Raw genomic sequence first — 15,051 nt, 5'->3', positions numbered from 1 at the left:
ACGGCATTTTGTTTAGGAGGGGTAGATGATAGATTATCCAGAGCATTTAAATACGAAGCAAGATTATCTAAATATGCTCGAATTTGATAGGGAAGAAACGGTAAAAAGGCTAGAGCAGCTTTTATCAACGCGTTTTTATTGGGTCTTTATTAAAGAGCTCAGTGAAGAAGAAGAGGGGGTAGAAGATGAGACCCATAAGGTTTTTCTAACAACGCAAATACCCTCTGATCTGAAAGGAGATTTTGTAGCAAAGCGTTGTCAGTATGAATTACAGGAAAGCGAATATGCGCCGCTCTTTCAACTTGGCTTTCGTGTTGAAGAGGTCGACAATTAATCAAAGAGCATAGCCAATAGAAGATAATAAAAGAAGATTTTAATCCAGCCCCACGTGGGGCTTTTTTTATGGAGGATCAGATGAGAAAGATATCAAAGGAAGAATTAGAGCTTATCAAACAATGGGAAGGGTTGCGTTTAGAGGCTTATAGAGATGTAGCATGTATCTGGACGATAGGGTATGGTCACACCAGCAATGCCGGTCAACCGCTTGTTAAAAAAGGCATGCGTATCACACAAGAGCAAGCAGAAGAAATTCTTCGTGAAGACTTAAAGAAATTTGAGAAGACGGTCGAGGAATCGGTAACGGTTTCGTTAACGGATAACCAATTCGCGGCATTGGTATCGTTTTGCTATAACGTAGGAACGAAAGCCTTTAGCAAGTCAACGTTGTTGAAGAAGCTTAATCAAGGGGATTATGAAGCTGTTCCTAGTGAATTACAGAAATGGAATAAAGTGGGTGGCAAGCCTTTTGTGGGATTATCCAACCGTCGAGCAGCCGAAGCCGGTTTGTGGGTGAAAGGGTTTTACATTGCTTCGAACTATCACAGGGTAGAAACGAAGGAGAGAACAGGTCTTTTCAAGATAGAGGCGCTAGCTCCGATTATAGGGTCTTGTTCAGGATTTGGAGGGTTTTTGGTTGGTAATGGACCGATTCAGTGGGCGTTAGCAGGGATTATGGTTTTAGCGGCGTGTACAGGACTGCTGATTATTGCCAAGCGGTTTAAGGAACAGCGCTTGTGATCTTATGGTTCAAAAAAAAATCTGTCTCTTTTGTTAGCGGCTTTAGCCGTTTTTTTTATGGCTTTAGCCAAAGCTTTTCACCTTGACAAGAAAAGTGAACAGTACAAGCAAAAAGAGCATGCTTTAAAGAGAGCAACAACCCGTTTTGAGGTAGAAAATGAAATTAATCAGAAAAGTGATGCTGGTGTGCGTTCTGCTTTGTCTCGTTGGGTGCGCGGCAAATAGGTCTGTTTCTTGTGTTGGTTGATTACCAATTTATTTAGATGGGAAAGATATCAAGAACATCAGTTCCAACCTAGCAAGAGATATTTTGAAACATAACCAACAGGGAACACGCTTATGTGGTTGGTCAAATGAGTAGAAAGCGTAAACCGGAACAAGATCTCACGGAGACAGAACAACAGCTTCTTCATGAGATGATAGAGACGTATCAAGGCTTAAAGATGATGTCACGCATTATGAAGTGGTTAGCCTTCATTGTCTTTACGTTTGTAATCGATTTTTCTCGCCTTATGAACGCCCTAGACAATATCTTATCACATTTCAAAAAATGGATAGCTAAAAGTTAGAGCTTATAAAATCTTTTCTTTAAAATCGCAAAAAAAATCACCTCGAAAAGAAGTTTTGATTCGCAATAATCGAGAGAATGCTACAAAATCCTATTCCCTTAACTTTATTCGGGTATCCCTCACCTCTTAAAACATACGTGAAATCAGTAAATTACATAAGAAGTAAAAGCATATGGTGGGCGTGACAGGGATTGAACCTGTGACCCCTACGATGTCAACGTAGTGCTCTCCCACTGAGCTACACGCCCATTCATCGATGTTGCATACACCATATAGAATGACAAACGTCAATGCTTAATTTCATTTTTTCTTACAACAGATGCAAATAACTGAGAAAAACGTCCCTTTAAGCAGCAATAAGGATCTTTTCAACTTCATTGACAAGCTCACGTAAGTGAAATGGCTTAGAGAGAACTTTTGCATCGGGAGGAGCATCACTATTTGAATTGAGTGCAACCGCTGCAAAACCTGTAATGAACATGACTCGTAAATCAGGGTCAATCTCTGTAGCGCGTCGTGCCAGTTCGATTCCGTCCATTTCTGGCATCACAATGTCAGTCAGGAGAAGAGAAAATGGTTCTTCTTGTAAACGTTCATATGCGCTAATACCATTATCGAAATCGGCAACTTCGTAGCCTGCACGTTCTAGGGCTTTTACAAGAAAGCGACGCATATCGTTATCATCTTCTGCGAGCAGGATTCGTTTCATGATTGTGTTCCAATGGCTCCATTTGTCACAGTTTTCGCCATATCAATTATACAATACAGAGTATTTATAAAAAAGATGGAAAAATACTCATAATTGAAATGAATGGCAAAATGGTTAATTCTTATATTTTTATTCAAAATACAACATATTCGTTGTGAGTTGGTTAAATTCGAAATATATGCGATTAAAAAAAGGAGGAACGATCTAAAAATTTTAAAATGATTCATTGCTATTTTTTCTTTTAAATTGTCTGATTCTTATCAGAACTCCATTAAAAAAATTATGAAAACCATTATTGTAGGGATTCTTTATATCGAAAAATTAGAAGAATATTATGTTAATTTATTGTTTTTAAAAGATTGTCTTTAAAAATAGATTTTTATAGTTATTTGTAAATGAATATTATAACAATGTTTTTTTTAGAGTTTTTCTTTAAATGAGTAAAGCTATTACTTTTTTAGATATACTATAAAATCAGGATTAATAAGATATCATAAATATTATTTCGATGCATTATGTATCATGGTGTATTAATACATACTCGTTATATTTGTTTTATTAAATTATCTTATTATGAAAATCATAATATTGTCCTTTGAATATAAGAATATACTTTTTATATTCGTTATTTTTGTTATGAGTTGTAATAAATATTTATTTCATGGCTTGCCTGTAGGGTCTATAAAACGAATCATATAAGTGGTTAAAAATAGAATCCATTATAAAATGATGTTGCTCATGGAAGTTTTTGCTTTTGGTGGAGCAAAATGAAAGTTAAGGTTTTGTATTTATTTTATAGATGCGTTATCGGAGATAAATGCATCAAGTGCCGCCCAGAATTGCTTTTTATAATCTTTGTTATACATAATTGTATCAAGTTCAGCACCTGTAATAGTAATACTTTCTGTCAGACGTGTGTGTTGGCATAATTTCCGTACTTCAATGCTGTTGGCAAGATTGTTTTGATTGGCGAGAATAAAGAGTGTTGGGATTTGTAAATGTCCGTGGACTATATTTTTCTTCACAGAATCAATCGCATTAAATACCGATGCCATCCATCGAGATGTTGGGGGCTTAATGGAAGGGAATAGCCCTTGATGTATGTGCTCTAACTGTATATTTTTTAGGTTTGTTTTTTTTAATTGTTCTCCGTCTTTTGCTGGGATAAAGCCAAGGCCTATATCAGAAAGAAATTGTGTTAATTTATGTTGAAAACCATTCGTTTTATTGCCGAATGGAGCAAAAAGGGGAGACACACAGAGCAATCTATTAAACTGATGGTTAATGAGATCTAAGCCGCTAAGGGCTATCAATCCACCTATACCATAGGCAAGCATAGAGTAAGGGGGGGGACAATTAGGATAAACAATATTTTTAAGAAATTTATATAAGTCATTAATATCATTATTTATATCAAAGTCATTTTGTCGGCTTTTTTTTCTTGTTGTGAGGGATATTTTTTTTTGATCAAACCAGTCAAATATTGCTGTATGAAAACCGCGTTTAGAAATTTCATTGATAGGTAAAAAATATGTTTCTAAAGTATTTGCGTCGTTTTCAAGAATAACAATTGTTCCTTCAGATGTTTCCACCTCAGGATATGTTATGGCAAAACGAATTTCGCGATCTATTGCTATTTTAAGGGTACCATGATGGATATGAGGAGGAGTGGAACCCCAGTCTATGGGATAAAGAGGTGTTTTCAATTGAAATCCTTTAAGTGTATTTTCCGCTGAGTTCAACGTGAGATAATGAGAGGACTTTGATATTTATGTAATGATGAAGAAGGATTAAGAAAGGGGGAAGTTGTTTTTTAGATAGTTTTTGTCAATTCAGATATAAAAGAGTTGAAATAAGAGAAAATGATTACCAGATATTACAGTGTGGTTGCCATGATGGGACCACAGCTTCACAAGTAAGTTTGCCATTTGGGAACTTTGTGAATCAATTATAAATTGTAGTCGCTCTAGAGGAGGGCAGTATTATGCGTCAAGTAGACTTTTCACCATTTTATCGTTCCACAGTAGGTTTTGATCATCTTTTTAACTGGTTTGATTCAAGAACACAACCAGAAGAAGTTTCTTCTTATCCCCCTTATAATATTGAACGTTTAACCGAAGATTCTTATAGAATTTCTATGGCTGTTGCTGGTTTTTCTCAAGATGAAATTGATATTGAAACGCATTGTAATCAGCTTATCGTTAAGGGAGACAGAAAGCCTGAAAAGGATAATGAAGAACGAGAATTTCTTTATCGAGGTATTGCTTCGCGTGCTTTTGAACGACGTTTTCATTTAGCTGATCATGTGAAGGTTATTGGGGCAGAGCTTGGAGATGGGCTTCTTCATATTCAGCTAAAAAGGGAAATGCCAGCTGAATTAAAACCAAAAAAAATAACTGTGCAAATGTCACCATCCATTACAAAAAATGATAACAGCAGCATTGTCGCATAAAGAAAATTTAGAAAATATGAGAAGTAAATAATTATAAATTTTTTAAAGAATGGTCTAACGCGAGGCAGAGGTCTCGCGTTTCCTGTGTGTTCTCGTGAGAATGAAGATAATTCTCATAGAAACGTTCTCTCTAAAATTGATGATAAAAATATTATCGCACATTGTTCTATGTTGAAGAAAAAAATCATGGATGTGCAAGTGAAAAAAAATTCTAAAATAAGCTTATTTTACAGCATTTAGAAAATGGTCGGAGCGGCGGGATTTGAACCCACGACCCCTTGACCCCCAGTCAAGTGCGCTACCAAGCTGCGCTACGCTCCGAGTCCGTGTGAAACGATTAAATGACTGTTTCTTTAAAGGCAAGAGAAAAAATAAACAGAACAAAATCTAAAATGCTCTTATACTGACAACTTTTGAAAGTGAAAAATTCTGCCCACCAATAGATTTATGTATTTAATTCTTTTGCAGATTGTGAAGAGAGAAGATTTGTGATTTTAGGGGTATCGGGGAAGGAGGGGAACGCCCATAAGTATGGAAGATCTATTTTCTTTATCTCATAGGTCATAAAAATGAATGTTTTTAAAACTTTGAAATTGAATGTATGGCATTGAAATGTTTTCTTTCGTTTAGAATTTTTATAGCAGAGGTATTTTGCGTTTTATGAGGATGCATTTTTATCCCAATAAATTTTTATCTCAATAAAAAGGTTAGGATGTTTTCATTTATGTCTTGTTGTTTTTCTTCTAAAATACCAGATAGAATATGGAAGAGAAAAAATGTTTAAAATGTCTATTGAGCCAAGAAAAGAGTAAACGATGAGTCGTTTTTCGGTAATAAGTTTAACACAAGCCGCTGTAAATCGTGTTAAAGCGATTATGGATGCAAAAGATGCACGAGGTATTCTTATTGGGATCAAAAAAGGCGGTTGTGCAGGGATGGAATATACAATTACTCTCGTCAAAGAAGAGAGGATAGATGCAGATGTTGTTGAAGTGAATGGTGCTCGTGTTTTTATTGCGCATGATGCGGTATTATTTTTATTAGGAACACAGATGGATTATGAAGTAACAACGCTTCGTTCTGGTTTTGTTTTTAAAAATCCCAATCAAGTTTCAGCATGTGGATGTGGCGAATCGGTAGAGCTTCGTCCTGTCCCCCAAGACCAATATAAAACAAATTGAGCTTCGTGAAATTATCATTAAGTAAATCCTGGGAGATTTATTCTTTTTGCTAGGAAAAATCTGTTATTTTTTATTGTTCTTTTTTAGCTTTCTTCCAAAGTGCTTCCATTTCACTTAAGGATGCGTTAGTGAGTGTTTTAGATTGAATGGATAACTTTTCTTCAATATAAGCAAAACGATTTCGGAATTTTATATTTGTTTTTTTGAGTGCTTTTTGTGAATCAATTGCTAAGTGGCGTGCGAGATTAAGAAGAATAAAGTAGAGATCTCCAAATTCTGCTTCTATTTCTGAATTTTCTTTATTTTTGATGGCTTCTTTGAGTTCTTCCAATTCTTCTTCTATTTTTGCAAAAATTTTATCACTTTCTTGCCAATCAAAACCCACTTTAGCTGCTTCTTCTTGTAAAGTAAGGGCTTCTTGGTTTGCTGGCTGGATTTGTTTTATTTTTGCAAGAATGCTTGAATTGTTGTTTTCTTTGTGCAATTTTTCTTGTTTAGCCTGTTCTTCTTTTTTTATATATTCCCACTCTTCTTTTATAAAACCTCGTTTTTTTTGCTTGGTATTTCCAAAAACGTGAGGATGGCGACGAATCATTTTTTCCGTAATTGCATAAACGACATCTTCAAAAGTAAAGCTACCTTCTTCTTGTGCAATGGTAGCATGATAAACAACCTGTAAAAGAAGGTCACCAAGTTCCTCACAGAGATCTTTTTGGTTTCTTCGTTCAATGGCGTCGATGACCTCGTAAACTTCTTCGAGCAGATAGGGTATGAGGGATTCAAAAGTTTGTTTTTTATGCCAGAGACAACCATTATCAGGATTGCGTAAAGCAGTGATAATTGCGGTGAGATCTTTGATATTTTTTGAGGCTAACATTTGTACTTCCTCTGTAAGCAATAGAGCTTATGTTAGATGTCCCAACGTCTATGTAACCACATCCATTGTCCGGGGTATTCACGAACCCAAGTCTCAACAATATCATTTAATTTTTGCGTAGAAGCAGCGATATCGATATCATTTTTTTCATCTCGTGGAAGTTCTACACGTTCATATAATTCTAAACGATGACGTCCTCCAGGCAGACGAATACAACGTGCTGGATAAATATCACAGTTATATTGTCGTGCAAGCTTTATAATTAAGGGATTTGTTTTAAGGGGTCTGTTAAAAAATGTTCCCATGATACCGCGGCGAAATTTTTGATCAACGAGCATACCAACATTTTCACCTTCTGCTAATTTACCTGCTAATGCCCACGCTGCACCGGCTTTTGAGGGAACAAGATGCCCCATAGAAGTTTGTCGTGCTTTAAGGACTCGTTTGGCAACATAAGGATTATTGGGTGGTCTAAACAAGACCGTAACATTCAGATCAAAACTTTGTGCGCAAATAGGCAGAAGTTCAAAATTTCCAGTATGCGCTGTGAAAAAAATATGGGGCTTCTTTTCTCCTTTTAATCGCTCAAAGATTTCAATTCCCTTAACCTCAATAAAACCTGGCTCATCTGCATGAGGATCAAAATCAAAAATTTTATCAAGAAAAATATATTCGGCTAGAAAACGTCCTATATTCTCCCACATTTCGATTGCAATTGCATAGCGTTCTTGCTCTGTTTTTTCTGGATATGCCTTTCTAAGGTTTGCAAGGGTTATTTGATGCCGATGTACGAGGGGACCGATTTTTTTTGCCAACCAAGAAAAAAAAGAAATTCCCATTTTGGCTGGAAAGCATTTTAGAATAAATAAAGAACCAAAAAGCAGATATGCCCATAACAAGTAGGATATTTTTTTAGCTATAACTTTAATACGATAGATGAGATTTTTAAGAGAAAGCTTCATCATGATTCAATTGATTTTAAGAATAATTTTACCAAAAACATCACGGCTTTCCATTCGTTTTAAAGCTGTATCCATTTCATCAAGTCCAACAATTGTATCAATGATAGGGTGTACGGCTTTTTGTGCCATTTTTTGCATGGCATTTTTCATATTTTCCATACGGCAGCCAAATGAACCGAATATCTTAAGTTGTTGCTGGAATAATTGCATGAGATTTATTGATGCTGAAACACCAGAGGTAGAACCGCAAGTTACTAAGCGTGCTCCTTTTTTCATACACAACAAAGAACCGTTCCATGTATCGACCCCAACATGCTCGAAAACAACATCAACACCTTTTTTTTGGGTTAATTTACGCACCACACCTTCAAAACGATCTTTACGATAATTAATCACATGATCTGCTCCAAGAAACTGTGCTTTTGCAACTTTTTCATCTGAACCTACCGTCGTTATAACGGTACATCCCATGTGTTTTGCAAGTTGAATGGCAGCAGAACCAATACCGGAACCACCAGCTTGTATCAGGATTGTTTCTCCTGCTTGTAGTTTTGCGTTATCGAAAAGCATATGTTCTACGGTACCAAAAGTAATTGGAGCAACAGCAGCTTGAAGTTCATCACATTGGGGAGGGGCTGGAACCAATAAACGTGCGGGTAAATTGACAAGCTCACAAGCAAATCCATCAAGATGAAAACCGTAGACTCCCTTTACATCTGTACAAAGATTATCTCTTCCTTCTTGACAAGCTTGGCACACCCCACAGGTTTGTGCTCCATAAATTGAGACAATCTGTCCAAGTTGGAGATTTTCAACGCTATCTCCTATTTGTATAACCTCACCGGAAGCTTCTGCACCAATGATAAGGGGCATTTTTCTTTTCGCGAAAGCCATCCCACGCCAGCCCCATACATCAATATGATTAAGAGCAACAGCTTTTATTCGCACTGTTACTTCACCAGGCCCTGGTGAAGGTGGTGGTGCAATATTGGTGATTTCAAGCCGGCGTTCATTTAGCAATTGTAGCGCACGCATTATTCTTCCCCTTCAATTGATAATTGCTATTGCTTCAGTATGATTAACTTTGGTTAGTATGGAAAAGATTATCCTTTATAGGCTGTGAGAACAAGACTCGTGTTTTGACCACCAAATCCAAATGAGTTTGACAAAACTGCATTGACATTCGCTTTACGGCTATGATGAGGAACAACGTCTAAAGGGATAGCAGGGTCAGGATTATCGTAATTTATTGTAGGTGGAAGTATTCCCGATTGAATGGTCAAAAGCGAAAAAACAGCTTCTATGGCACCAGCAGCCGTTAAGGTATGCCCAATCATTGATTTATTAGAAGAAACTGGAATATGTTCTAGAATGTCACCGAAGACTGTCGATAACGCAAGATATTCCATTTTCTCATTTTCAGGCGTTGAAGTTCCATGGGCATTAATATAGTCAATTTCATGGATGGTTATTTGTGCATCATTTAAGGCTTTGCGAACGGATCCAATGGCTGGTGATGCATCGGGTTTTGAACGTGTACGGTGAAAATCATCGGCCGTTTCTCCACAGCCCGCTAAAATTCCTAAAATTGTAGCATTACGGTTTAATGCGCTTTGAAGAGATTCAAGAACAAGAGCGCCTGAGCCTTCTGCCATAACAAATCCATCTCGATCTCGACTAAAGGGTTTTGCTGCTTTTTCTGCAGGTTCATTTTGAGTGGAAAGAGCAGAGAGTAATGAAAAGCGAATGAGAGATTCTGCTGAAACGGATCCATCTGTCGCAATGGTAAGAGCGCGATTTGTTTCACCTCGTCGAATAGCTTCAACACCTAATTGAATTGCTGTTGCCCCAGATGCACAAGCCGTAGAAAGTGTAACGGGAAGACCCTTTGTGCCAAACGTTTTTTGCAGTTTTTCTGCAATGGCACCAAATTGTGTGGTTTCAAAAAGTGCCTCATGGCGTTTATGCTTACAGATTCTAAGAAGATGTGCATAAGAAGGCTCATTATTGAATTCTTCTTCTTGGTCAAGACTAAAACGTGCTTGCCATTCAAGTTCAACAGGAGGCGCAGCTAAAAAGAGTGGTCCATTAAAATTTGTTTTATCAAGAGCAGCTTGTTCTAAAGCCTCTTCAGCAGAAAGATGGGCAAGCTTTTCAGAAAGAGCTGAAGCACCAAGCGTACTTTCTTTAAGAAAATCAATTGTCCCAGCAATATATGTATTTAATCCCTCAACGGGAAAACGCGTTATTTTGTGGATGCCGCTTACACCGCTTGTTAGTTTTTGCCAATTTTCATGTTTCCCTTGTCCTAGTGATGTAACAACGCCAGCTCCAGTGATGGCCACAAGTGGACGTCCAAAATGATCATGATATTTCACGATAGAAATTTCCCTTCAAACAGCCGTAAGATGCACAACACCTTCAGCTCTTTTTATACCAATAGTGGTAACAAATATTTCATGGACTTCTTTAGAAAAAGGTCTTTCATGAGGGCTTAACGCTGGAAAACAGTGTTTTTTTTCAATTGAAAGTGCTGCAAGGGCAAGTGCTAAGGGAAATTGTGCTTCTCGCATATAACCGAATAATGTTGTAATACCTCGGTAAGATAGATTAGCGTCATCAAGAGCATTTTGTTCTGCTTTTGTTGCTTCATGAGCACCTGATGCCGCTGAAATGGTTAAGGAGTCTTTAGCGCCTATTGTTTTCAACATTGTTGCAATTGATTCCTTAAGCGGCGTTTTGGTTCTATCTGTTTGATCTGTAAGAATTTGGCTAATTTCAGCATAAGCACGTGCATTTCGTTTTTTTGCATGTTCTCCACTTTCAAGAACAAGAAAGACACCACCAGAACCGGTGATAATACCACCACCAGGGTGAGTTTCACGATTCCACACAGGGCTCCATCCATTGTGGCTTAAAAGACCACCAAGTTCATGAGCCAACAACATATCATAACTTTGTGCATTATAGGAACTTCCCACAAGAGCATGGGTACTTTGTCCTGATTTAATACGGGCGACAGCAATTTGAAGTGAAGAAAGTCCACTGCCTTCTTCTCCCATAAATGTGCGTGATGATCCAGTGACTTTATGAACGATTGAAATGTTTCCCGCTAGAAGATTTGAAAGTTGTGCCAAAAATAATGTTGGACGAAGTTCAGACGAAAGTGCAACATTTAATATAGAGGCAGGATCGGTGACTGTACGTGCCTTAGAAAGAATTTGTGTATCAACAGTAATATCACGTTCTCCTCCACTTGCAGCTACGATCATGTCCATTGTTGACGTGAATTGTTCATTATTTTTCATGCCGGCATCATCAAGAGCAAGACCAGCCGCATAGGTACCAAGACGCTGCCATGTTCCCATTTGCCGTTGATCACTTTTTTTGGGAATTTGTAGGTTCCAATCAATTTCAGGCAATTTATGAACTGTGTAGGGCGAAAAAGTTGTACAGTCTAGGTTTGGTGTACAGATTGGATCATTTAAGAGGCTCCAATGTTGATCAGTTCCTTCCCCCAGAGAGCTTATGAGACCTATACCAGTGATGAATACAGATTGATCATGCATAGTGAAAAAATTACTCCGCCTGTTTTAAGGCAACGAGATCATCGATTTTTGCACAAAGGTTTTTGAGAACAAAGTATTCTTCTGTCGCAACTGTACCTTCATTAACTTCTTGCGTCCATTGCTCTAGGGGAACTTTTATTCCAAAAGCTTTATCAATAGCGAAAACAATATCAAGAAAATCAAGACTGTCGATTCCCAAATCATCAATTGTATGACTTTCAGGTGTGATTGTATTGCGATCAATTTCACTGATTTCTGCAATAATATCAGCAACTTTATCAAATGTGGAAGGCAATGTATGGATTCCTTATTATAGAGTTAGCAAATTCAAAATATATTTAATATCATTTTCTAGCCTTTTTTCTCTTTAAAAAAAAGCCTTAATCCAGAATATAACTGTCTTTTCTAGAGAGAAAAGAGCTTTACAATATGTGAAATACTATATCTCAATATTTAAAAAACTTTGAAGTTTTATTGTACATTTATTTTACAGATTTATTTTTTCTATTTGCTGCAAGGACGGCAAGGGCTGTGATATTAACAACGCCTCGTGAAGTTACTGAAGGCGTTAGTATATGGGCGGGACGTGCTGCCCCTATTAAGATAGGACCAACATGAAGTGCATTTGTGAGGCTTTTAACAGTATTGAGCGTGATGTTGGCTGAATCAAGTGTTGGAAAGACAAGCAAATTTGCTTCACTTTTGAGACGAGAATCAGGAAAAACACGATCACGAAAAACTTTGGAAAGAGCTGCATCACCATGCATTTCACCATCTGCTTCTAAATGAGGGTGTAATTTTGCAAGAATTTCTGTTGCTCGGCGCATTTTACGCGCACTTTCTGTGTTTTTAGAACCAAAGTTTGAGTGTGATAATAAGGCTGCTTTGGGTGTTATTCCAAATGCTTCAACTTCTTGAGCTGCTAATACAGTCATTTCAGCAATTTCTTCTGCAGAAGGATTTTCATTAACATAAGTATCTGTGAGAAAAAGAGTACGCTGTTGAGAGATAAGCAAACTCATAGCAGAAAAACGGTGAACATGAGGATCAAGCCCGATAATTTGTTCGATCAATTCAAGTTGACGTTCAAAACGTCCCTCTAAGCCGCAAATCATCGCATCTGCTTCTTCACGCATGACGGCAAGGGCAGCAATAGCGGTTGTGGATGTTCTCACGATTGTTTTTGCCATTTCAGGCGTAACACCACGTCTTCCTGTATAATGAAAAAATAAATTAACATAATCACGAAAACGTGGATCATCTTCAGGGTTTGTTAATTCAAAATCTATATTAGGGCGAATTTTCAAACCAAAGCGTTTTAATCTTGCTTCTACAACATGTGGACGGCCAATAAGGAGAGGTGTTGCTGTTTGTTCCTCAATAACAACTTGTGCTGCGCGAAGGACGCGTTCATCTTCACCATTGGCATAGATGACACGTTTACGTTTTGCTGTTTTTGCGGCAGCAAAAACAGGCTTCATTGTTAAACCAGAAAGAAAAACAAATCGATTGAGGAGATCACGGTAGGCTTCCATATCGTCAATAGGACGAAGGGCGATACCCGTTGCCATTGCTGCTTTAGCAACAGCGGGAGCAATACGTAGGATTAAACGCGGATCAAAAGGAGAGGGGATTAGATAGTTGGGGCCAAAATTGGGTGGTTCTTTTGCGTATGCACGTGCGACAACATCTGAAGTTTCTTCACGAGCAAGGGCAGCTATCGCATGAACAGCAGCCATTTTCATTTCTTCATTAATTGCAGTAGCACCTACATCTAATGCACCACGGAAGATATAGGGAAAACAAAGGACATTATTAACTTGATTGGGATAATCAGAGCGCCCTGTACAGATCATTGCATCGGGTCGTATAGAATGTGCTTCTTCGGGCATAATTTCTGGTATTGGATTAGCCAGCGCTAAAATGAGTGGATTTTGAGCCATTCTTTTAAGATATTCAGGCTTTAAAACCCCCCCCGCCGATAGACCTAGAAAAATATCTGCATCATCAATAATATCAGATAAAGTTCGTGCGTCAGTTTTTTGTGCGTAATTGACTTTCCAACGATCCATAAGGGTTTGGCGACCTTCATAAACAACGCCCTCTAAATCACTAAGCCAAATATTTTCAACTTTTGCTCCAAGACGGACCAAAAGATTAAGACAAGCGAGGGCGGCAGCACCTGCACCTGAAGTAACTATTTTTGCATTTTCAATTTTTTTTCCTGAAAGATTTAAAGCATTTAATACAGCTGCAGAAACAATAATGGCTGTTCCATGTTGATCATCATGAAAAACTGGAATATTCATCTTAGTGCGCAGCTTTTCTTCGACTTCAAAACATTCAGGAGCCTTAATATCTTCAAGATTAATACCACCAAATGTAGGTTCTAAGGTGGATACCGTTTGTACCATTTGTTCTATATCGAATGCATCAATTTCAATATCAAAAACATCAATATTGGCAAATTTTTTGAATAAAACGGCTTTGCCTTCCATAACTGGCTTTGAAGCGAGGGGGCCAATGTTTCCTAAACCAAGAACAGCCGTTCCATTTGATATAACAGCGACTAAATTAGAACGAGACGTATATTGAGCAGCAAGATTGGGATCTTCATGAATTGCAAGACATGGTGCTGCAACGCCTGGGGAATAAGCAAGAGCTAAATCACGTTGATTATCAAGAGGTTTTGTTGCTTGTATTTCCAATTTTCCAGGTTTGGGGTGTTGGTGATAAAAAAGTGCAGCACTGTCAAGTTCAGCTATTGGTGAACTGAAATTACTCTTTCGTTCTTTAGACATATTCATGATATCCAAGTTAGTGTGTGTTTATATAAGTGTTTCATCTACGATAAGGTTTTGTCCACTAATAGATCCTCATTTCTCTGAATATCAAAATGCATGAGCATGAGCAAATTCTTTTGGATCGTGAAACCAGTTTGATGTTTCTTTTATTTGTGCCCATGAATAATTTTATCGACAGCAGCACGTTTGTTTTTCTTCCTTTAATAAAACGCGTAAAAATTGATTAGTCTACAAACAAGTAAAATATTAATAATGATTACATTATAAAGCCATTATTGTTTTTACAATGCTTACAAAATAAGGAAAGAACGGAAGAGCTTACTTATTCATTTCATTCGCTTTTTATAAAATATATATTTTATTTGAATTTCTATACGGAAGTAGAAGAAATTTTAAAACAGAAATTTGAAAGTTATAAACTGTTTGTTCAGTTCTTTATAAAAAGATGGGAACGTTGAAAATGGGAGGTGTGTTGTTTATTGTTCAATTGAATTGTTAATCGTTTAGAGTTGTATTTTTTATATACTGGTAAGTCATGTGTTTTAATAAACGAAAATGTCACTGAAAAAGCTGACATTGCGCATTTTATATATTTCGTCTGACGCGTTACTTTATAATTTAGAATGAAACATCTCGTAAATTGAATGAGAAACTTAGATATAATAAGATTCATCCATTTCAAATTTGTCATATAATAAAAAATAAAAGGGTTAAGGGGAGGATAAGGAAGTAGAAAATATGTTTTATCATTTTTAAAATGTTAGGCTGTTTGGTGGGGTGTTATGCTTTCTTTAGGGGTATCACTTAGGCTCTCAAAGGGAAATGCATGCCAATATCAGCCTTTGAAGTAA

The 15,051-nt window shown here is 37.2% G+C and carries 13 protein-coding genes, 2 tRNA genes and 2 pseudogenes; 6 read left to right on the top strand and 11 right to left on the bottom strand.

Going from position 1 to position 15,051, the window contains the following annotated elements:
• Positions 1-25: 25 nt before the first annotated feature.
• From NNJ73_RS07275 to NNJ73_RS07255, 4 genes and pseudogenes are all read left to right on the top strand, one after another.
• Positions 26-354: pseudogene (locus NNJ73_RS07275) on the top strand (hypothetical protein).
• Positions 355-414: 60 nt separating this feature from the next.
• The gene (locus NNJ73_RS07270) at positions 415-1,077 is read left to right on the top strand and encodes a lysozyme (RefSeq protein WP_254493490.1); all 663 of its coding nucleotides are present in this window, start codon (positions 415-417) and stop codon (positions 1,075-1,077) included.
• A pseudogene (locus tag NNJ73_RS07265) lies at positions 1,074-1,302 on the top strand (hypothetical protein). Before NNJ73_RS07270 ends, NNJ73_RS07265 begins: the two are co-directional and overlap by 4 nt.
• 116 nt (positions 1,303-1,418) lie before the next feature.
• The gene (locus tag NNJ73_RS07255; protein ID WP_254493488.1) at positions 1,419-1,646 is read left to right on the top strand and encodes a hypothetical protein; all 228 of its coding nucleotides are present in this window, start codon (positions 1,419-1,421) and stop codon (positions 1,644-1,646) included.
• A 173-nt stretch (positions 1,647-1,819) separates the two neighbouring features.
• Here the strand turns inward: NNJ73_RS07255 and NNJ73_RS07250 are convergent.
• The 3 genes from NNJ73_RS07250 to NNJ73_RS07240 form a co-directional block, all read right to left on the bottom strand.
• Positions 1,820-1,894 (bottom strand) — tRNA-Val (locus NNJ73_RS07250).
• 98 nt (positions 1,895-1,992) lie between these two features.
• On the bottom strand, positions 1,993-2,355 hold the full coding sequence (cpdR, locus tag NNJ73_RS07245; protein ID WP_005773448.1) for a cell cycle two-component system response regulator CpdR: 363 nt from the start codon (positions 2,353-2,355) through the stop codon (positions 1,993-1,995).
• Between the two features lie 788 nt (positions 2,356-3,143).
• Entirely contained in the window at positions 3,144-4,061 is a 918-nt protein-coding gene (locus NNJ73_RS07240) for a serine aminopeptidase domain-containing protein (protein ID WP_254493487.1), read from the bottom strand.
• A gap of 278 nt (positions 4,062-4,339) precedes the next feature.
• Here NNJ73_RS07240 and NNJ73_RS07235 point away from each other — a divergent pair, with 278 nt between their 5' ends.
• The gene (locus NNJ73_RS07235) at positions 4,340-4,807 is read left to right on the top strand and encodes an Hsp20 family protein (protein ID WP_254493486.1); all 468 of its coding nucleotides are present in this window, start codon (positions 4,340-4,342) and stop codon (positions 4,805-4,807) included.
• Positions 4,808-5,051: 244 nt separating this feature from the next.
• Here NNJ73_RS07235 and NNJ73_RS07230 read toward each other — a convergent pair.
• Positions 5,052-5,128: transfer RNA gene (locus tag NNJ73_RS07230), tRNA-Pro, on the bottom strand.
• 494 nt (positions 5,129-5,622) lie between these two features.
• On the opposite strand from NNJ73_RS07230, the gene NNJ73_RS07225 reads away from it, so the two are divergent.
• Positions 5,623-5,988 (top strand): iron-sulfur cluster assembly accessory protein, encoded by a 366-nt coding sequence (locus NNJ73_RS07225; protein ID WP_254493485.1) that lies wholly within the window; start codon positions 5,623-5,625, stop codon positions 5,986-5,988.
• Between the two features lie 70 nt (positions 5,989-6,058).
• On the opposite strand, the gene mazG is transcribed toward NNJ73_RS07225, so the two are convergent.
• The 7 genes from mazG to NNJ73_RS07190 form a co-directional block, all read right to left on the bottom strand.
• A complete protein-coding gene (gene mazG, locus NNJ73_RS07220; protein ID WP_254493484.1) occupies positions 6,059-6,865 on the bottom strand; it encodes a nucleoside triphosphate pyrophosphohydrolase in 807 nt (268 codons plus the stop codon).
• Positions 6,866-6,897: 32 nt separating this feature from the next.
• Entirely contained in the window at positions 6,898-7,827 is a 930-nt protein-coding gene (locus NNJ73_RS07215; protein ID WP_254493483.1) for a lipid A biosynthesis lauroyl acyltransferase, read from the bottom strand.
• 6 nt (positions 7,828-7,833) lie between these two features.
• Positions 7,834-8,862, bottom strand: coding sequence for a zinc-binding dehydrogenase (locus NNJ73_RS07210; protein WP_254493482.1), 1,029 nt, complete (start codon positions 8,860-8,862; stop codon positions 7,834-7,836).
• Positions 8,863-8,930: 68 nt separating this feature from the next.
• Complete coding sequence (locus tag NNJ73_RS07205) at positions 8,931-10,205, bottom strand: beta-ketoacyl-ACP synthase (protein WP_139413316.1); 1,275 nt, start codon at positions 10,203-10,205, stop codon at positions 8,931-8,933.
• Positions 10,206-10,220: 15 nt separating this feature from the next.
• Positions 10,221-11,396, bottom strand: a complete 1,176-nt coding sequence (locus tag NNJ73_RS07200) for a beta-ketoacyl-ACP synthase (protein WP_254493481.1) — start codon at positions 11,394-11,396, stop codon at positions 10,221-10,223.
• A gap of 10 nt (positions 11,397-11,406) precedes the next feature.
• Positions 11,407-11,691, bottom strand: a complete 285-nt coding sequence (locus tag NNJ73_RS07195; RefSeq protein WP_005773457.1) for an acyl carrier protein — start codon at positions 11,689-11,691, stop codon at positions 11,407-11,409.
• Positions 11,692-11,878: 187 nt separating this feature from the next.
• On the bottom strand, positions 11,879-14,197 hold the full coding sequence (locus tag NNJ73_RS07190; protein WP_254493480.1) for an NADP-dependent malic enzyme: 2,319 nt from the start codon (positions 14,195-14,197) through the stop codon (positions 11,879-11,881).
• Positions 14,198-15,051 lie beyond the last annotated feature (854 nt).

Origin of the sequence: Bartonella sp. B1099 (assembly GCF_944801835.1) — a bacterium.
Taxonomy (GTDB): Bacteria; Pseudomonadota; Alphaproteobacteria; order Rhizobiales; family Rhizobiaceae; genus Bartonella.
Note: the sequence above shows the minus strand (reverse complement) of the source record. Positions and strands in the feature narration are given on the sequence as shown.